General features: G+C 57.8%; 17 protein-coding genes and 1 tRNA gene. 6 read left to right on the forward strand and 12 right to left on the reverse strand.

The genetic code is table 11. The features are described from left to right. The first annotated feature begins 187 nt into the window (after nt 1-187). The 3 genes from HMPREF3130_RS04440 (at nt 188) to HMPREF3130_RS04450 (ending at nt 4239) form a co-directional block, all read left to right on the forward strand. A complete protein-coding gene (locus HMPREF3130_RS04440) occupies nt 188-724 on the forward strand; it encodes a YceI family protein (RefSeq protein WP_048734412.1) in 537 nt (178 codons plus the stop codon). A 136-nt stretch (nt 725-860) separates the two neighbouring features. Next, a complete protein-coding gene (locus HMPREF3130_RS04445) occupies nt 861-2243 on the forward strand; it encodes a pyridoxal phosphate-dependent aminotransferase (protein WP_275435271.1) in 1383 nt (460 codons plus the stop codon). Between the two features lie 544 nt (nt 2244-2787). Then, a complete protein-coding gene (locus HMPREF3130_RS04450; RefSeq protein WP_070429404.1) occupies nt 2788-4239 on the forward strand; it encodes a YibE/F family protein in 1452 nt (483 codons plus the stop codon). Here HMPREF3130_RS04450 and HMPREF3130_RS04455 read toward each other — a convergent pair. Together HMPREF3130_RS04455 and dcd are read right to left on the reverse strand one after the other, a co-directional pair. After that, complete coding sequence (locus HMPREF3130_RS04455; protein WP_070429405.1) at nt 4236-5618, reverse strand: UDP-glucose dehydrogenase family protein; 1383 nt, start codon at nt 5616-5618, stop codon at nt 4236-4238. The genes HMPREF3130_RS04450 and HMPREF3130_RS04455 overlap by 4 nt on opposite strands. A 201-nt stretch (nt 5619-5819) precedes the next feature. Next, nucleotides 5820-6401, reverse strand: coding sequence for a dCTP deaminase (gene dcd / locus HMPREF3130_RS04460; protein ID WP_038626826.1), 582 nt, complete (start codon nt 6399-6401; stop codon nt 5820-5822). 207 nt (nt 6402-6608) lie between these two features. Between dcd and HMPREF3130_RS04465 the strand changes: the two genes are divergently transcribed. Further along, nucleotides 6609-6682 (forward strand) — tRNA-Gly (locus HMPREF3130_RS04465). 34 nt (nt 6683-6716) lie between these two features. Here HMPREF3130_RS04465 and HMPREF3130_RS04470 read toward each other — a convergent pair. The 10 genes from HMPREF3130_RS04470 to HMPREF3130_RS04515 all read right to left on the reverse strand — a co-directional run bounded on the left by HMPREF3130_RS04470 (nt 6717) and on the right by HMPREF3130_RS04515 (nt 17177). Further along, nucleotides 6717-8108 (reverse strand): ABC transporter ATP-binding protein, encoded by a 1392-nt coding sequence (locus tag HMPREF3130_RS04470; protein ID WP_016421583.1) that lies wholly within the window; start codon nt 8106-8108, stop codon nt 6717-6719. Continuing rightward, nucleotides 8105-8791 carry an energy-coupling factor transporter transmembrane component T family protein gene (locus HMPREF3130_RS04475; RefSeq protein WP_070429406.1) on the reverse strand — a complete coding sequence of 229 codons (687 nt, stop codon included), beginning with the start codon at nt 8789-8791 and terminating at the stop codon, nt 8105-8107. Before HMPREF3130_RS04475 ends, HMPREF3130_RS04470 begins: the two co-directional genes overlap by 4 nt. Further along, nucleotides 8784-9380 carry an MptD family putative ECF transporter S component gene (locus HMPREF3130_RS04480; RefSeq protein WP_016421585.1) on the reverse strand — a complete coding sequence of 199 codons (597 nt, stop codon included), beginning with the start codon at nt 9378-9380 and terminating at the stop codon, nt 8784-8786. Before HMPREF3130_RS04480 ends, HMPREF3130_RS04475 begins: the two co-directional genes overlap by 8 nt. Nucleotides 9381-9414: 34 nt before the next feature. Beyond that, nucleotides 9415-11163, reverse strand: coding sequence for an ABC transporter ATP-binding protein (locus tag HMPREF3130_RS04485; RefSeq protein ID WP_070429407.1), 1749 nt, complete (start codon nt 11161-11163; stop codon nt 9415-9417). Continuing rightward, the gene (locus HMPREF3130_RS04490; RefSeq protein WP_070429427.1) at nt 11160-12947 is read right to left on the reverse strand and encodes an ABC transporter ATP-binding protein; all 1788 of its coding nucleotides are present in this window, start codon (nt 12945-12947) and stop codon (nt 11160-11162) included. The genes HMPREF3130_RS04485 and HMPREF3130_RS04490 overlap by 4 nt, the downstream gene beginning before the upstream one ends. Nucleotides 12948-13031: 84 nt before the next feature. Next, nucleotides 13032-13499, reverse strand: coding sequence for a recombinase zinc ribbon domain-containing protein (locus HMPREF3130_RS11470; RefSeq protein ID WP_224433374.1), 468 nt, complete (start codon nt 13497-13499; stop codon nt 13032-13034). 15 nt (nt 13500-13514) lie between these two features. Then, nucleotides 13515-13904, reverse strand: coding sequence for a recombinase family protein (locus HMPREF3130_RS11480; protein WP_070429408.1), 390 nt, complete (start codon nt 13902-13904; stop codon nt 13515-13517). A gap of 71 nt (nt 13905-13975) precedes the next feature. Next, nucleotides 13976-14623 (reverse strand): response regulator transcription factor, encoded by a 648-nt coding sequence (locus HMPREF3130_RS04505; protein ID WP_070429409.1) that lies wholly within the window; start codon nt 14621-14623, stop codon nt 13976-13978. Beyond that, nucleotides 14620-15789: a sensor histidine kinase gene (locus HMPREF3130_RS04510; protein WP_070429410.1), complete on the reverse strand. Its 1170-nt coding sequence runs from the start codon at nt 15787-15789 to the stop codon at nt 14620-14622. Before HMPREF3130_RS04510 ends, HMPREF3130_RS04505 begins: the two co-directional genes overlap by 4 nt. Nucleotides 15790-15845: 56 nt before the next feature. Continuing rightward, on the reverse strand, nt 15846-17177 hold the full coding sequence (locus HMPREF3130_RS04515; protein ID WP_083276334.1) for an MFS transporter: 1332 nt from the start codon (nt 17175-17177) through the stop codon (nt 15846-15848). Nucleotides 17178-17361: 184 nt separating this feature from the next. On the opposite strand from HMPREF3130_RS04515, the gene HMPREF3130_RS04520 reads away from it, so the two are divergent. Both HMPREF3130_RS04520 and HMPREF3130_RS04525 read left to right on the forward strand, forming a co-directional pair. Beyond that, entirely contained in the window at nt 17362-17841 is a 480-nt protein-coding gene (locus tag HMPREF3130_RS04520) for a universal stress protein (protein WP_005510532.1), read from the forward strand. Nucleotides 17842-18037: 196 nt separating this feature from the next. Next, nucleotides 18038-18232, forward strand: a complete 195-nt coding sequence (locus HMPREF3130_RS04525) for a DUF2613 domain-containing protein (RefSeq protein ID WP_005510537.1) — start codon at nt 18038-18040, stop codon at nt 18230-18232.

Below are 18232 nucleotides of genomic sequence, written 5' to 3' on the forward strand. Positions count from 1 at the left end.
ACAAAACCCCGAGCCAATCGCCCGACCGGATGTGCGCTTCTAAAAAATATTCGGCATTTTCTTTGAACTTTGTTGACACATCACCACATCTAGAGTTATCGTTGACACGTCAACACCGGAAGTTGGTTCCGGCGGACAAAAATACTTCGAAACATTCGAGATACTTTTAACTTTTAGGAGATTCACTATGGCTCTTCAGTCTGGCAACTACGTTCTTGATGCACAGCACTCCACCGTTGGATTCACCGTTCGTCACGCAATGATCACTAAGGTCCACGGTCAGTTCACTCAGTTTGAGTCCGTTATTAATTTTGATGCCGACAAGCCGGAGAATTCCACGGCAAAGGCGACCATTCAGGCGAACTCCATCAACACCAACAATGAAGAGCGCGACAACCACCTGCGCTCGAAGGACTTCTTCGGCACCGACGAAAACCCAACCTTCGAATTCGTTTCCACCGCTATCGAGCTCCAGAGCGAAGAAAAGGCCACCGTTACCGGCGACCTAACCATCAACGGCATCACCAAGCCGGTCACCCTGGATGTCGACATTTTCGGCTCCGCTGAAGACCCATGGGGTCAGACTCGCGTTGGCTTCGAGGCAGCCACCAAGATTGACCGCACCGATTTCGGCATCGATTACAACGCTCCTATTAAGACTGGCGGCCTGCTCCTTGGCAACGAGATTTCCCTGCAGATCGACGGCTCCGCAGTTAAGCAGTAACTAGCAGCCAGAACCCCAGCTGCCCGCACCCCAGTAAAGCGTCCTGCATCCTCATGCAGGGCGCTTTTGCGCAATCAATGTGCAATTAATCTGCCCCCGCTGTGAGAAAAGCATGGTGCGGGAGCAAAAAAGTGGCATGCTTAGACAGGTGAGTTCCAGTAAAGACACTTCCCAGGGCACCGAAACCACCAACGAGACAACGCAGGACGCTCAGGCTGCGCAGGCCGCTCAGGCCGAGCAGTCCCGTGCTGCCCGTGTTGCCGCCCGTCGTGGAAACATCAGGGCACCTCGCCGCACTCCACTGAAGACACTGGACCAATCCTCCAAGCTGCAGAACGTCCTCTACGACATTCGCGGTCCGGTGACTACTCTCGCCGAACAGATGGAGGCCGACGGCCACCGCATCATGATGCTCAACACCGGCAATCCGGCAAAGTTCGGCTTTGATGCACCTGACACCATCGTGCAGGACATGGTCCGCGCCCTCCCCCACGCACAGGGCTACTCCGAGTCCAAGGGTATTTACTCCGCACGCCGTGCCGTCGTCACGCGCTATGAGATGGACCCGGACTTCCCCCGTTTCGACGTCAACGACGTCTGGCTGGGCAACGGCGTCTCCGAGCTGATTTCCATCACCACGCAGGCGCTGCTCAACGAGGGCGATGAGGTCCTCATTCCAGCTCCGGATTACCCGCTCTGGACTGCAGCAACCACCCTCGCCGGCGGCAAGGCCGTCCACTACACGTGCGATGAGGAGAATAACTGGGCCCCGGATGTCGAAGACATTCGCTCGAAGGTGACGGATCGCACGAAGGCGATTGTCATCATCAACCCGAACAATCCGACCGGCGCGGTCTACACACGCCAGACACTCGAAGCCATCGTCGATATCGCTCGTGAGCACTCACTCCTGCTGCTTTCCGACGAAATCTACGACCGCATCCTCTACGACGATGCAGAGCACATTTCCACTGCCTCCTTGGCCCCGGATTTGCTCTGTATCACCTTCAACGGCCTGTCCAAGACCTACCGTGTGGCCGGCTACCGCGCTGGCTGGATGGTGCTGACTGGCCCGAAGCGCCACGCAGAGGGCTTTATCGAGGGCATCAACTTGCTGGCCAGCACCCGTCTATGCCCGAATGTCCCTGCTCAACACGGCATTCAGGTGGCACTTGGCGGTTACCAGTCCATCGAGGACTTGATCCTGCCAGGGGGTCGCCTTCTGGAGCAGCGCAATGTCGCCTACGAGGGACTGACCTCAATTCCGGGCGTGAGCTGCGTGAAGCCGATGGGCGCCATGTACGCATTCCCGAAGCTGGATCCGAACGTCTACGAAATTCACGATGACGAAAAGCTGATGCTCGACATCCTGCGTGAAGAGAAGATCCTGATGGTCGGCGGCTCTGGCTTCAACTACCCGACGCCGGATCACTTCCGAATTGTCACCCTGCCGTGGGCACGCGACCTGAAGGAAGCCATCGAGCGCCTGGGCAACTTCCTGGTCAGCTACAAGCAATAGCAGTACTTAAGGTTGCGCACGCTACTGGTTCTGCCCTTCTCACATATCGATGCGCTATTCACTTATGGACACACTGGAGCGCATCGATGAGTGAGTATTGCATCGATAGGTGGGCCATAGCGCTGATGACCACGGCCCGGCGCGCCGGAATGGCGGTACGCCTTCCGGTGCTGGTGCAGCGATTAGGTTATTAAGGGTGGGCAGGCATTCAAAAGATTCAATGAACTCTGACAACCAGCAACCTTTTCGCGTTGCTCCGGGTTCCGACATAGGTGCGCATCTCGACGTACTGAAGAACTCGAACAGCGGCTCCCCTACCGGCCGGTTCCGGGCTGTCAATACCGCGAATCAACCCAACTCTGCAACCTCGGCTGCCCCAGCACGACATGCAGAACCAGCCGCACATTCAAAACCAGCACCGGTACGGCAAAACGAACCTGCACAAGCCAAACCAAAACCAACGAAACCGCGGCACAACCCCACAAGAGCACGTCGCTTACTGGCCACAGTTCTCACAGTTGCTGGTATTGCCACTTTCCTCGCAGTGATTGGGCTCTGGCCATCGGGTGAAGCTCCGAGCCCAGGGCCGGGATTCCTGCAGTCACAGACGTCAGCTGCAGAGACGGTTAAGGGAACCGTCGTAAAGCACAGCGTCGGCGCGTGCAATTCGCCTGACAACGGACGTGTCTTCGACGACCAGCCGCGGCCAGGGCTGACGGCTTCGCTCAACGACCCCGCGGTGCCGAAGTGCCAGCTCTCGGTCATTGAACTGACCTCGGGCCCAGACGAGGGCAAGAAGACTCTTCTGGAGGCATCCGGCCTGCCCGGCGAGATTGAGCTGGCGGAGGGCGACAAGGTCGTCCTGGCAATTCACCGTCCAAACGCTGCCGGTACCGGAGCTGTCGACAATGGTGCCGTGCCGGATCCGGGGTTGATGACACCAGCTCCTGGCGTTGTTCCCGCGCCTGCCCCTGAGGGAGCAGAGGGGGAGCCTGCTCCTGATGCTGAGGCTCCGGCACCGACTCCGGCACCAGCTCCGGCCCCGGAGCAGGAACCAGCACCTGAATCCGACGCAGAAGCCCCCGCTGCCCCCGCTGCCCCCGAAGCTCCTGCTCCTGCCACCGACACTAATGTCGTCGACCTCGCACCTCATCAGGTTGTCGACACCGCTAGCATCGGCAACACCTACACCTTCCTGGACATGGATCGCACCACGACCATCTGGATGTGGCTCGGCGCAGCGGTGCTGCTCATCATCCTCGTCGGCATGACTCGCGGAGTCTTGAGCCTCATTGGTCTTGGCATCACGCTGGCCGCAGTGATGGGATTCCTGGTTCCGGCACTGCTACGCGGTGGCGATCCTGTGGCCTTAGCCATCACGGCGGGCGCGGCGATCCTCTTCCCGGTGCTCTTCCTCGTACATGGCATCAATTGGAAGTCAGCTTCCGCACTGGCGGGAACACTCACCACGATGGTGTTGGCGGCGGGCCTGGCCAACCTCGCAATCTCCACGTCGCAGCTACGTGGTCTCGGCAACGAGGACAACCTGCTCATTCAGCTTTACCTGCCTGACGTCTCCGTCACAGGTCTGCTTCTGGCGGGATTCATCATCGGCGCGTTGGGCGTGCTTAACGACGTCACCATCGCCCAGGCATCGACCGTCCAGGAGCTTTACGAAGCAGCTCCGCGGTCGCGGCCTATGGAGGTCTTCCGCTCGGCAATGCGCGTCGGTCGCGACCATATCGCGTCGATGGTCTACACACTGGTACTGGCGTACCTCGGCACCGCACTGCCGCTATCGATTTTGTTAAGCGTCTCCGACCGGCCGCTGATGCAGTCGTTGACCTCCGATGTAGTGGCCACAGAACTACTGCGTTCCACCATCGGTGCGGTCGCTTTGGTACTCGCGGTGCCGATTACCACCCTCATCGCCGCCTATACCGTGGCTCCGGAGGGTATGAAGTTCCCGAAGCGCTCGAGAGCGGCCAGTATTTAGCCGCGGCCGAGGCAGGTGACGTCCCAGCCTGCGGCACGCCACTGATCGGTTGGCAGGCAGTTGCGGCCGTCAAGGACCGCTGCACGCTTGACCAGTTTCTTCGCAGCCACCGGGTCGATGTCGCGGAACTGCTGCCACTCAGTGGCGACGACAACCATCTCCGAGCCTTCCAGAGCTGCTTCGATGCTCGGTGCGTACTCCAAGGTCGGGAAATTCTTCTTGGCGTTCTCCATGGCCTGTGGGTCGTAAACGCTCACCGACGCGCCTGCCAACGACAGCGAACCGGCAATCGACAGCGCCGGGGAGTCACGCACATCGTCAGAGTTCGGCTTGAAAGCCGCACCCAGCACAGTCACGGTGTGACCGAGCAACGAGCCACCGAAGCTGCCGCGTACCAGGTCAACGGTCTTTTCACGGCGACGCATGTTGATTGCATCGACCTCGCGCAGGAAAGTCAGCGCCTGGTCAACGCCCAGCTCACCAGCGCGGGCCATGAATGCGCGGATATCCTTCGGCAGGCAACCGCCGCCGAAGCCCAGCCCCGCATTGAGGAAGCGGCGGCCAATTCGAGCGTCCATACCGATGGCGTCGGCAAGCGTGGTGATATCCGCACCTGTGACCTCACAGATTTCAGAGACCGCGTTGATGAAGGAAATCTTGGTGGCGAGGAATGCGTTCGCCGACACCTTCACCAGCTCTGCGGTGGCGGTGTCCGCGACGATAAACGGCGTCTCACGCTCAAAGATAGGGCCGAAGCACTCGCGCAGACTTTCCTCAGCGATCGATTCGACTTCCTGACCTGCACCATTGAGGATCATGCCCGGCTTCTGGGTGCCCAGCACCACACGGTCCGGCTCGAGAGTGTCCTTTACCGCGAAGCCCTCGCGCAGGAACTCCGGGTTCCAGGCAATCTCGAGACTGGTGTTCTTCAACTCATCGTCGCCGGATGCGGCGCGCTCACTGATCATCTCCGCAGCCAGCTCCTGCAAGCGCGGTGCGGTACCGACGGGCACAGTGGACTTACCAAACACTAAATGCTTGCCGACGACGCGCTTGGCCAATTCGGTAATAGCTGCGTCCACATAGCGAACATCGGCTGCGTACGAGCCCTTGACCTGCGGAGTTCCGACACCTACGAAGTGGACGTTCGCAAATTCAACAGCCTCGTCGTAGTTAGTGGTGAAACGTAGTCGCCCCGACTCAACGTGCTTCTTTAGCAGTTCGGGCAAGCCGGGTTCAAAGAAAGGAACTTGGCCTGCGGACAATGCCTCAATCTTGGCGGGATCAACATCTACGCCGAGAACCTCGTGGCCTAACTCCGCCATCGCCGCGGCATGAGTGGCGCCAAGGTAACCCGTACCAATAACCGTAATACGCATAAGGGCTATTATTTATCGAAAGATAAAAGGCCCTCAAGCCGATTTAACCCTTAAATGGTGTGAACTAAAGGCCCATATTTAGGCTTTTCACCTGCGGAAACTCTTTATTGAACAATTGTTTCCATTTCTTCACCGAGAATTCACTCGGGGCTATTCACAATTCATTTATATTCCGAGTTCATATCCCGAGTTTCAGGTGCCTTATTCCTCATCACGGAAGTTCAGGTACGCACGCGACGGCGTCGGGCCGCGCTGCCCCTGATACTTCGAACCGAGCTTGCCGGAACCGTAAGGCACCTCTGCCGGCGAGGACATCTTGAACAGTGCCAGCTGGCCGACCTTCATGTTCGGCCACAGTGCGATAGGCAAGTTCGCCACATTGGATAGCTCCAGCGTGATGTGGCCTGAAAACCCTGGGTCAATAAAGCCGGCGGTCGAGTGCGTTGCCAGGCCCAGACGCCCCAGCGAAGACTTACCTTCCAGGCGGCCTGCCAAGTTCGGAGGAATAGTGAAGTACTCCAGGGTCGATGCCAGGACGAACTCGCCCGGGTGAAGAATGAAGGGCTGCCCTTCTGGAACCTCGTGCGGGGACGTCAGTTCTTCCTGCGGCAACTTCGGATCGATGTGCGTGTACTGCGAGTTGTTAAAAACTCGGAAGAACTTGTCCAGACGCACGTCGATGGACGAAGGCTGAATCATCTTCGGGTCAAAAGGATCAATGCCGAGATGGCCGGAGCCTTCGGCATCGATAGCGGCACGAATATCACGATCTGAGAGCAACACATAGACCAGCTTAACCGCTCTGTAATGCACAGCGTGCGCGGGTTGCAGGATATGCCCGCGATAAATTCAGCGGAGCTGCTGCCAACCAATTTTTTCGACGCGAATCGAGAGTGCTACATTGAAGTTACAGAGGGCGACTGATTTCCTGCATGCCACACCTACTGTGCCAATCCCGTGGCGTGCTTTTAATCATTCCGCCTACTGTGTGCCGATGTAGTTCAATGGTAGAACTCCTGCTTCCCAAGCAGGCGGCGCGGGTTCGATTCCCGTCATCGGCTCCACTATGACGTCGAAAATGATAAGTAGGCGTTTGCGTTAGCAGGCGTTGATTTGGTCGAGGCGGACGCTATGGTCGGCGACCTCGGTAACGAGTTCAGCGTCGTGGGTGATGACAATGACGACGGCACCAGTGTCAGCGAGTTTACGCATTACCCGGGAAATCGCGACAAGGTGCTTGTAGCCAACACCGGACGTGGGCTCGTCGAAGATGTAAACTTTCTTGTTCGCAGCAAGCGCTGTAGCAATAACCAGGCGTTGGCGTTGCCCGCCAGAGAGTGCTTGGGGATGATCAGCCTCGTGGTCGGCAAGGTCGAGTTCTTCAAGGATCGCGTGGGCATCGATGCGTTGCTTTTCGGCTTTGGTCGTGCCGAGCGTGACTTCGTCAATGACTGTGTCCGAGAACAACTGTCGGGTAGGGTCTTGCATCACAAGGTAGGAGTCACGGCTGGTGAATTTCTGTCCATTGAGTGTGATGGATGTATGCTTGGCCTTTTCAAGTCCGCAGACGATCCGTGCCAGTGTTGATTTGCCCGACCCGCACGGGCCCAACAGTGCAGTGATTTTCCCTTCCGGGAAGAGCACATGGTCGATGTTGAGGACTGTGTTTCCGTGGCGGTAGGCGAAGGTGAGGTTGTCGATCGTGAGCCCATCTCCTGCCGGTTGCGGTAGCTGCGGCATGGGCACGGGCACAAGGGATCGCAGTCCAAGCTGTTTGCGCTCCTCATCCGAGGTAGCGTAGAACTCTTCGCCGGTTGCGGTGAGGGCGATATTGCCTTTGTCGAAGCAGTAGACGCGGTCGACAATCCCGGCGAGGAAACTCAGCCGGTGTTCAGCGATGATGATGGTGTGCCCGTCTTTTTTGAGCCGGGCGATGAGCGTGGCGAGTTGGTCGATAACGTCAGCGGACAAGTTCGCGGTCGGCTCGTCAAAGACGATCAGCGACGTGTTGTTGCACATGGCGACGGCGCAGGCCACGCGTTGCATCTGCCCACCCGACAGTTGTGTGACGCGGGATTCCAACTGGTCGGCGATACCTAACTCGGCGGCAACCTCGTCAATGCGGGCACTAATCTCCTGCGGGTCGCGGCCGAGATTTTCTGGGCCGAAGGCGAGTTCTTGGCGCACGTGAGTGGTGTAGAACTGGGTGCGCGGGTTTTGAAACACTGTCGAACAGTGGTGGGCAAGCTCTGATAGATCTACTCGTGCCACGTCAATGTCGTCGACTGTGACGCTTCCGGTAAGGTCGCCGTCGTGGAAGTGCGGGATCAGCCCGTTAAACAGCCGTAGCGCGGTAGTTTTCCCTGACCCAGACGCGCCGCACAGCAAGGTGACGGTTCCAGGTGTGATGGTGATGGTTGCGTCTGTGATTGAGGGGTGGTCTGCTCCCCGATAGGTGAAGGTGACGCCGGTGGCTTGGGCTGTTGTCATAGGGTGATTCTCCATATCGCGAAGCCGATAACGATGAGCAGAATGACCGCGTCGACCACCCGGAATTTCACGACCGTGACTGAGGTAGGCTTTGCGGTTCCGCCCAGTCCGCGTACAAGGGCAGCAGATGCCAGTTCGTCCCCGCTTCGCACCACGGTCGATAGCAGCGGGATCGTGAAGTACTGGGCCGCGCGCAGGGAAAGCGCGGACATCCCGCGAAGCTTCATCGCATCTGAGATCGCTTTAACCTCGTGGCCGATCACGGGCAGCACCCGTAACGCGACTGAGATAGGGATCGTCAAACAAGTCGGGATTCGTGAGCTGGCTAGTGCTTTTTGCAAGGTGGCAGGTCGGATTACACCGATCGCGTATGCGCCCATGCCTGCGCTGACGCTGAATCGCCACATCCACTGCAGAAACAGCACGAGGAATGCGCTGGCTGTTGATTTCCAGACCAGGGGTATCACATAAACGAGCCCACCGAGGACCGCAAACGTGGCCAGGTAGACGGCCACCCAGCTCGGGCGCACGAGCGTGTTGGGGTTGATCGAGGCGCTCGCCAGCATCACGGCAGCGAATCCGCCCAGAGCACACACGAACCACGGCGAGTAGGAACTGTAGATCGTGGTGGAGACGATGACGAGCGCTACGATAATCGTGCGCGGGTCGGGAAGTTTAGACAAGACCGGCCCGTTCAAAGTGTTTGCGCGCGACCCTGGTTCCCAACAGACCAGCAAGCCAGCCAACGATGAGCATCACGACGAAGAAGCCCAACAGAATCGGGATAGTGACAACCTGGGCCATCTTCGCGGCATACTCGGCGCCCATTTGTTCGGCGATCTGCGACATATATGCCTCTTGGTTCATAAATAGCGGCATCCACGGTGACACGTAGATCGGCAGAATAAACAGTGCGTATGCCAGCGGAACGCGAACCTTCACGCTCTTCGGCCCCTTGGTGATGACTAGGTCGGCGAGCAGGCCGAATACAGCGGCGATCGCGATGCCGCCCACCCAGTGGCCGGTCACGAAGAAGAGGATTTCGATGAGGATCAGCATGATGGTCAATGCCCCCATCTTCGGAGTGCGTGCTGTGAACAGCGCAAAGACGATGCCGTTAACGAGGATAGAAAGCAAGAAGCCGGCATACATGGCGACGGGGATGAACCCGAGCATTCCGAATGCAAACACGATGACGAACATCAAGGCAGTGAAGACGCCGATGTTGATGAAGTCGCGCGTGTTGAGGCGCGAGGATGTGCGTGTGGACATAGTTTTTCCTTTTATGTGCTGATATGCGCTGTGTTTAGACGAGTTGCCATCCGCCTGCGTTGATGCGCTCTTGCCAGAAATCGCGGTATTGACCCGGCTGGTTGACCAGCTCGTCGTGAGGCCCGCGCTGGGCGATACGCCCACCGTGGGAGAGCACAATAATTTGGTCAGCTTGGCGAATGGTTTCCAGTTTGTGGGCGATCACGATCAGCGTGGAGTGCTTGCGTAGCTCGTTCATCGCCGCAACAATGTTGGCTTCATTTTCCGCGTCCAATGCGCTGGTGGCCTCATCGAACAGCACGATCGGGGCCTTCTTCACCAAGGCGCGAGCGATGGACACTCGTTGGCGTTCCCCACCTGACAGTGCACGCCCGCCAGCGCCCGCCAATGAATTCCAGCCATCTGGGAGGCGGTTGACGATTTCCGTCACGCCCGACAGGTCAGCGGCCCACCTGATTTCTTCATCGGTAGCTTCTGGGTTGCCAAGGCGAATGTTGGCCTCAAGCGTGTCATTGAATAAGTAGACGTCTTGGAAGACCAGGGATATCTGGCGCATCAAATCTTCGGTGGTCTGCTCACGCACATCAACCCCGCCAACGCGCACGCTGCCGGACTGCACATCCCAGAAACGTGCAACCAACCGGGCGATCGTCGTCTTCCCGCACCCAGATGGACCAACCAGGGCACACATGCCGCCTTGCGGGACATGGAAGGAAAAATCACGGAGAACCGGGGTGTCCGGATCGTAGCCGAAGGTCACATCATCGAAGCGAACATCACCAGGAGCGCTCACCGGTGTGGAGGTGACAGGTTCGGACAGTTCGGGAGCGTCCATGACCTTGTCGACGTGGTTCATCTGCTGGCGGCGTTCTTCCAGCCCAGATATATTTCCGCCAATGTCTTGGAGCATGGTGGTGAACCGCAGGCACATGCCGATTGTCACCAAGGCGTTCAGCGCATTCATCTGCCCGCCGAGGGTGAGTTGGGCGGTGAGCCAGATCATCACCACAATGAGCGCTTGGACGAACATCCCATTAATCAGGTTCGCTAGTGTTTCGAACCACAATGCTTTGCGGCCCTTGCGGTCAGCCTGGTCGAAAGCCTGATCAAGGGCCGGGTAGTCGTCGGCGACGTGACAGGAACGCAATGCACCTTGGCAGGTGGCGAATTCGACCATGCGAGCCGCCAACTCTGACTCGGCTGGTTCGGAAACCTTCTTGCCCTTATCGAGAAGCACACGGGAGATATGGAGGAAGGCAAGCATGATCGGGAACGCGATCGTCAAGGTCAGTCCCAGCCGCCAATCCCAGAACCAGGTTCCCACAGTGACTACGAGCACGGCTGAGAGTTTTTGGACGAGGGAGAAAAGGAAATGTGCCGCCGACTCGCCCAAGTCCATCATTTCCTTGGTGACCATGCGCGACAGTCGGCCAGAGCTACCCGAATCGAACACTCCCAGTGGTAGGCGGGCTACTTTGTTACCTACTGCCTGGTGGACGTCGTGAATGAATCCAAGCGCGCCGATATAGCCGGTGCGCATGCCATAAAACTCCGTGCCCACGCCCAGCACCGCGAACACCGCCAAGGCGATGAGCCAGCCCCAAAACGACAGCCCCCACACCGGCATTCCGGTCGCCAAGGCGCTTGCTGCAGGGAGTAGCGCGAGCAGGGCAAAGCCGTGACACAGTCCTGAGACCGCACCCCACGCTTGACCGACCGAGAGGTCTCGCCACGAGGTGGGTTCCATCAAACGCTTAAAGCGTGGCAGCAATAGTTGATTCATCGTTTCATCTCCTCGCATGCACCTTGGGCAAGAAGTGCCTGATAGTGCGCATTACCCAACAGCTCGTCGTGTTTACCGACCACAGCAATGCCCCCGCGTTCCATGACGACAATTTGGTCTGCCCCTCTGATCGAGGCCAGTCGGTGGGCGATCACAATCACGGTTCTGCCTTTGGCAAGAGTCGAGAGAGCTTGTTGGATTTTCGATTCCGATTCCGGGTCCGCCATCGCCGTCGCCTCGTCCAGCACCAACACTGGGGCATCAACCATGAGCGCCCGGGCGATCGCGATACGGGCTGCCTGCCCGCCCGAAACGTGGGTGTCCTCCCCCAACACAGTGTCGTAACCATCGGGCAGGCTCATGATGAACTCGTCGATCTGCGCTGCTCTCGCTGCCTGCCGCACCTGCTCCAAGGTTGCGTCTCGCGCGCCCAGGGCAATGTTGTTGTGGATGGTGTCGCGAATAAGCTGTGCATCTTGCAGGACGAATGCGACCGTCGAATACAACACATCCTGGGAAATGCTCTTTAGATCAACCCCGCCGATGGTGATCGTGCCAGCGTCCGGGTCATCGAAGCGGGCAATTAAACTCGCCAACGTCGACTTCCCCGCACCCGACGGGCCAACCAGCGCGGTCACCGTGCCTGCCGGAATGCTCAGGCTCACCTCGTCTAATGCCTGGGTGTCGTCATAGGCATACGACACACCCCGAATCTCGATATCATGACCGTGTGGTGTCTGTGGCGCATCGGGCTGACTCAACGCCGGTAGCTCCATGACATTCACCAGCCGTACTGCCGCTGAACCTGCGAGCTGATAAGACCAGGCGATGGTTGCGACTGCCATCAACGCTCCCGGCAGCACCAAGGCGATCAACGTCGTCGTTATCACCTCGTAGATGCTCACCCAACCGGCGTTCATCATCAACGCGCCACCGCCAAGGTTCACGATCAACAGCACCGGGATCGACACCCACGAAAATGAGGCGACCGACATCGACACCAGCGGCATACACCACGCCCGGTAGAACTTAGAAAACTCGTTAGCTGCATCTAAATAGGCTTTATGTGCTTGGCCGACCTTGCCGAACGCTTTCACCACTGAGATACCGGCAACGAACTCGGCCATCGTTGCCGAAACCTGAGCGAGCTTGGTGTCCATTTCCGCGGTCTTCTCATTCATCCCTCGCATCGACATGCCATACATGCCCACATAAACCGGAATCGTTGCAATCGACAGCAGAGCGAGCCGCCAATCCACCACGAACGCATAGGCCAACAAGGCGAGCGGGGAGACGATTGCGTTCAGTTTCTCGATCGGCCCGTGTGCGATCACTGTGTGCACCGTGGCCGTATCATCCTGAATGGTCTTGCGGATCTTCCCTTCGCCCTCGCGGGTAAACCACGACAGCGGAGCAGTCGACATTCGGGCGGCAATTTGCCGACGCATCTGATTACGCAACGACAGGTCAATAAAATGCGTCACGCCCAACGCAACAAAATACAAAGTCAACCGCGCCATGTAAGCAGAAACAAGGAGCATCACGATCCAGTTCACCCGCGCCGGGTCCACCCGGTCTTGCATCAGCGCAGCTCCCAGCTCCACCAAAGCCACATAGGGTGCGATAGCCAACACCCCAGAGGCGAACGTTAAGGCCTGCGCGATAAACAGTTTGCCTTTCACCGGCTGCGATAGCTGACGGATCGCGTTCTGGCCAGCGACTGATTTTTCCTTCGCCGACCCATACTCGCCTTCAACAACCTGATCCGTTGCACTTTCGTTCACGTAAGCACCATCCTTCTTAGGCATGCCTAACCTTACTATATTTCTGGGAGGTGTGTCTACTGTGCACGTCAACTGATACGAACATCACCCTTTCAGGGCAATCCTCACCTGTTCACCGGTGCGGAACACGAACCGGATCGCGTCCTCGGTGACAATGGCGTGGTCGATAAGTGCGCTCCATTGTGCGGGGTGAAACTCGCTCACAGGTTCCCCTGTCAGATCATTCAGGGTTGTGGTGATGGCGGCGTGCTTGGCGGTGTTCGCTGCGATATCTTTTTCCAGGCTTGTTCTACGTGCGAGCGTCTTACGGTAGGTAGTATCGAGTTCGGCGTACGCGGATTGGCAGGCGTCCTGGTCGAGCGCACACCGCTGGTTTTCCGCAATCAGCGCTTCGATCTGCTCGTCTTTCACCGTCGCGCTGCTGCAGGGATGTTCGTCTGTGTATTTATGGTTGCATTGCCAAACTGCGTCTTTGCATTTCGTGTTCGACGCCCACGTTTTACGCCCATACCACGCCCCACACCGAGCACATTCCAGCCGGGTGGAGAACAACCCGACTTTCGCTGACTATATGTTGCCATGCCTGGTGGCGAGTTCGTATTGCATCTGATCCCAGATACGCGGTTCGGTAATCGGCTCATGATTACCTGATACATAGTATTGGGGTACTTCGCCTTCGTTGACCTTCATCTTCTTAGTAAGGAAATCGGTGGTGAACGTCTTTTGCAGCAGGGCGTCGTCCTTGTATTTTTCGTTGGACAGGATGGAGCACACTGTCGAGGTTGACCACACTTCTTTCCCGCGCGGGGTGAGAATCTTGCGGGCAGCGAGCTCGGTTTTAATCTCACTGATCGCTATCCCATCAAGGAACAGCTGGTAGATCAACCGCACGGTCGGAGCCTGCGTCTCGTCGATGACGAGGCTTCCCCCCTCGCCTTTCTTATATCCGAGTAGCACCAATTACCCATAATCCCCACGCCGACTCCCGTTTCGGAGGAGTTGGCGTGGGGCTTTTACGTGGTCGCGGTTTACGAGGATGGCGACGGCGCGGTGTACCTCAGCCACCGCAACACGGCTTTGACACGACGGTTTGTATCTTCCGGTTGGAAACCCAGCTTCAAGAACACATTTGCCACATGTTTACTCACAGCGCCTGCGGTTAGTACCAGGCGTTTTTCTATTTCCTTATTACTGAGCCCCTGCGCCATCAGATTGAGCACTTCGCGCTCACGCGGAGTCAGCGTGGCGATACCGTACTGCTTTGCAGTAAGCAGCGTCGCGACCACTTCAGGATCAACCACGGTACCGCCACTTCGTACCTCTTCCAGTGCTGAGACAAAGTGCTCGACATCCGAGACACGTTCTTTCAGCAAGTACCCAAAGCCACCATGCTGCAGCAGGCGATCCAGGTAACTGGCCGCCACGTATTGGCTGAGCACGACAACTGGCTGGTTGGGGTTGCTCTGACGCAATGTGGATACCGCGACCAGGCCGTCGTCACGCATGCTCGGCGGCATCCGAACGTCAGTAACGATGACATCGAACACCTGCCCTTCAGCAGCGGCGAGCAGCTGATCAGCATCGCCGACGGCGACGACCTCGTGCCCCAGCGCCCGCAGCAGGCCGGTCAGCCCCTCGCGCAGGAGTACGGAGTCCTCTGCCAGCAGTATTTTCATCGCGTCCTTCCTTGGCGAATCGGCAGTTCCAGCAGCAATTGGGCTCCACCGTCGGCGTTGGTGAGTTCCACGGTTCCACCGAGCGCTGCCGCCCGTTCGCGCAGGCCCGCAATGCCGGTTCCACTGTCATGCTTTACGACGTCTACAGCGTCTGCACTCGTTGGTTTTTCCAGGCCTTCGCCATTGTCGCGCACAGTGACCGTAAGCGTATCCAGATGGGACACGAGCGCCTTCTTCGGAGTCTGAACCGCGAGAGTGATATCAGCTCGATCGGCATGGCCATGCTTGGTGGCGTTGGTCAGCCCCTCCGCTGCGCAGTGGTAAGCGAGTAACGCTGAGGTTTCGTCAATCGGGCCGAAGTCGGAGACACCGTCCTCACGAACAGAAACCTCCATGCCAGAGTGCGCTGCCAATTCCTCTACTGCTGCGACTAGGCCATTTTCGAAAAGCACTGGCGGGGCGATGCCAAGCACCACGGAGCGCAGCTGCGCAAGAGCCTGCGTTGCATTGCGGTCGGCGGCAGAGAGTGCCTCGGCTACCTTTTCCTCAGTCTTACCCATGCGAGCAGCGGCAATGTTGAGTTTCAAGGCGGTCAGGTGCTGCTGCGGACCGTCGTGAAGCTCGCGCTCAATGCGACGGCGCTCGCCTGAGAAAGAGTCGATGAGCACATCGCGGGACTGGCTGACTTCCTCACTGGATGGTGCGAGGATGACGCGAGAGAGCCAAATGGACAGCAGGCCGGCACCGAGGTTGATGGCGATGGTCAGCACCAAAAAGACGATGGCGAAAACCCAGGCAACACCGATTTTCTGTGTGGGGTCTGTCAGAGTCCAGCTGAAAAACTCCACTTCATCAACCAGGAATGGTGCGCCAAAAAGCACACCAACAGTGAACCCGCCGCCGACCCACGCTATGAAGGTGACAAAGCCAATGGCCAACTGGACAAGCAGGTTGACGAAGTTGCGGATGTCGAACCAGCGATTGGTCACGCGGTTGGCGATTGGGGTGCCGGACCACGATGCTGCCCAGCGGGAGAGCCAATCGGCACCGCGGCCAATGAGCGGAATCCAGGGCAGAAGAAAAGCGGAGACAATCAATCCCGGAATGAACAGCAGTCCGAGAATAAAACTCCAGGCCAGCGCGATTAAATTCGTTTTCTTTGTCATAGGTTCAAAGCTAAGTTGGCCCGTGTCCAAATACAGTGGAGCTAACTCCCCTAAATTCAGTCGAGCTGAATACGTCCCGGCTTCTTTTCGCCGATACCTCGATCGGCCAGTTCGTCATCAATGTACGTTGGCCGACCGACAATCAACCCAAGCACTGCTAGCACCATCGTGGTGCCAAGCAGCACGACCAGAATCGGCGTCCACGCTTCCGTCGTTCCAGCGGCCACACCCACCAGGAAGGGCCCGACTGCGGAGAAAACGTAGCCGATTGGCTGCACGAAGCCGGACAGTCGCGCGGTCAGCTCGTGGCTGCGCGTGCGGCCCGGAATCAGTGCGATGGCCATGGGGAAACAAAAACCACCCACACCCAGCAGGAACGCAGCCCCAATCGCGTATCCAGCACCAGTTTCCGCCGCTCCCCGCTGGTCAATCAAAATCATCAACACATAGCCGAGGAAGAAAAGGCAGCCGAGACCAAAGGCGACGTAGGACATGGTGCGGAGCCGTGCAATCAGCGGTGGCATCAGCAGACCGCCGATGATGCCCAGCCCTTGAACGATCATGGACGCTGCAGTGGCTATGTTTACGCTGATACCTGCGTCGATAAGCATTTTCGGCATCCAGCCCATGAGCACGTAGGCGTTCATCGACTGCACGCCGAAGAAAACTGCCAGCGCAATGGCTGTCGGTGACTTCCAGATTGGTGTGCTTGCCGAGGAGCTGACCGGCGCCTTCGGGTAGTCGAATCCGATGCGTGCACGCAGCGGCAACCACACGACGAGCTGCACCAGGGCGGTGATTGACCATGCGGCAAGCGCCCAGCACCACATCTCGATGCCATCTGCAGATGTCTCGGGAGAATCGCTAATGAAAAATGCCGTCGCTGGCCCCAGTCCACCGCCGAGGGCGAGCATGCTGGAGTACAGCATCATCAGCACGACCGTATGGCGACCGCCGTGCACCTTAATCCACGCAGGTAGCAGCACATTTCCCAGCGCAATGCCAGCAACCGACAACGCAGTAAACAACAGGAATAGCCAGATGCTGCTCACCCACGGGCGCACCGCAAGACCGACGAATAGCAACGCTGCAGACAGTGTGAGTGCGCCGCTTAAACCCATGCGCTTGCCGACGGACACCGCGGACAACCCAATCGCGAAAAACGCGAGCCCCGGAATGGCCGTAATCAGACCACCAAAGGCGGAGGATGCGCCGAGGTCGGAGAGGAGCTGATCGAGCACCGGACCAATCGACGCAATACTCGGGCGCAAGTTCAGCGCCGCAACGATTACGGCTATGACAAGGACGGGGACGCCGAGTGCAATGGCGTTCTTCGAGGACCCAGGAACTTTTGATTGAGGTTGCCCTGGATTTTGTTCTGCTGCCATAACAGTGGACGTTACCGCTTTCTGTTAATGACTCTCTATCTGATTCAAGCCGCTCGTTCGGAGTAGCTTTAAAGATTGACGTACTCGATGTCGCTGTTGTCCTATCCTGGACTACAGCGACATCTCTTTTTCTGTATCTATTGACAGTCTTTCGGCTATCTCTGACGTAAGGATTGAACTGAAAATGGTTGAACCGATTTCTGATTCCATGCTCATTGCCTATGACGGCTCCGACGAAGCCAAGCGGGCGCTGGCCTACGCCGGAAAACTGCTGCGCGTTAAGAAGGCCTACATTCTGACGGCCTGGGAGCCTCTACAGCGTGCTGCAGCACGCACTGCTGGCGCCTCTGGCATGATGCAGCCCGACTGGGACGCCACTACTGAAGACGGCGATCCCGCTCACGACGAGGCCGTCCGTATTTGCCGTGAAGGTGTGCAGATTGCCGCTGAGGCCGGCTTCGTCGCGGAGCCCTACTTGGTAGAGACTGAAACTACTATCTGGTCGGCCATCGTCGATGCAGCTCACGACCTCGATGCGGGCGTGATTATCTCCGGCACTCGTGGTGTGACTGGCTTGCGTGGTCTGTTTACCGCCTCGACCTCTGACGCGTTGCTGAAGAATGCTGGCCGCCCGGTCCTCGTCGTTCCGGGGGAAAAGGAATAATTTCTAGAAAATTTTTAAAAACTTACTTAGCTGATAGAAAATGGGTTAATCTCTCAACTAAGAAAACTCAATGACCGCTGAAACCACCCAAAGTTCAAGGCAGGGAGAGATTCCCAGCTGTTCCACTGGTTTACAGAAGTCACAGAGTGTAGTTTTAAAAACAGTATTGACTTAATGCACACGAGGAGTCCTCAACATGGCATACGAAACTGATTCCGAGCAGCGTCGTAGCGTTGGCCCTGCCCTGGCCTCGGCGCTCATTGGCGCCCTTCTCGGTGGTGCCGCTATCTTCGGCATCGGCCAGGCTCTGACCGAAGACCGAATTCCGGAAGCACAGGCTGTTTCCACCGATGACGCTCTGCTTGGCGGTGTCGAGTACGGTCAGCGTTAA

The organism is Corynebacterium sp. HMSC14B06 (genome assembly GCF_001807075.1).
Taxonomy (GTDB): domain Bacteria; phylum Actinomycetota; class Actinomycetes; order Mycobacteriales; family Mycobacteriaceae; genus Corynebacterium; species Corynebacterium jeikeium_D.

Coding starts and splice junctions, on each gene's coding strand:
- HMPREF3130_RS04520 (WP_005510532.1), top strand. CDS start 17,362: ATGGTTGAACCGATTTCTGATTCCATGCTCATTGCCTATGACGGCTCC.
- HMPREF3130_RS04510 (WP_070429410.1), bottom strand. CDS start 15,789: ATGACAAAGAAAACGAATTTAATCGCGCTGGCCTGGAGTTTTATTCTC.
- HMPREF3130_RS04455 (WP_070429405.1), bottom strand. CDS start 5,618: ATGCGTATTACGGTTATTGGTACGGGTTACCTTGGCGCCACTCATGCC.
- HMPREF3130_RS04515 (WP_083276334.1), bottom strand. CDS start 17,177: ATGGCAGCAGAACAAAATCCAGGGCAACCTCAATCAAAAGTTCCTGGG.
- HMPREF3130_RS04440 (WP_048734412.1), top strand. CDS start 188: ATGGCTCTTCAGTCTGGCAACTACGTTCTTGATGCACAGCACTCCACC.
- HMPREF3130_RS04525 (WP_005510537.1), top strand. CDS start 18,038: ATGGCATACGAAACTGATTCCGAGCAGCGTCGTAGCGTTGGCCCTGCC.
- HMPREF3130_RS04470 (WP_016421583.1), bottom strand. CDS start 8,108: ATGACAACAGCCCAAGCCACCGGCGTCACCTTCACCTATCGGGGAGCA.
- HMPREF3130_RS04485 (WP_070429407.1), bottom strand. CDS start 11,163: ATGAATCAACTATTGCTGCCACGCTTTAAGCGTTTGATGGAACCCACC.
- HMPREF3130_RS04505 (WP_070429409.1), bottom strand. CDS start 14,623: ATGAAAATACTGCTGGCAGAGGACTCCGTACTCCTGCGCGAGGGGCTG.
- HMPREF3130_RS04445 (WP_275435271.1), top strand. CDS start 861: ATGCTTAGACAGGTGAGTTCCAGTAAAGACACTTCCCAGGGCACCGAA.
- HMPREF3130_RS04480 (WP_016421585.1), bottom strand. CDS start 9,380: ATGTCCACACGCACATCCTCGCGCCTCAACACGCGCGACTTCATCAAC.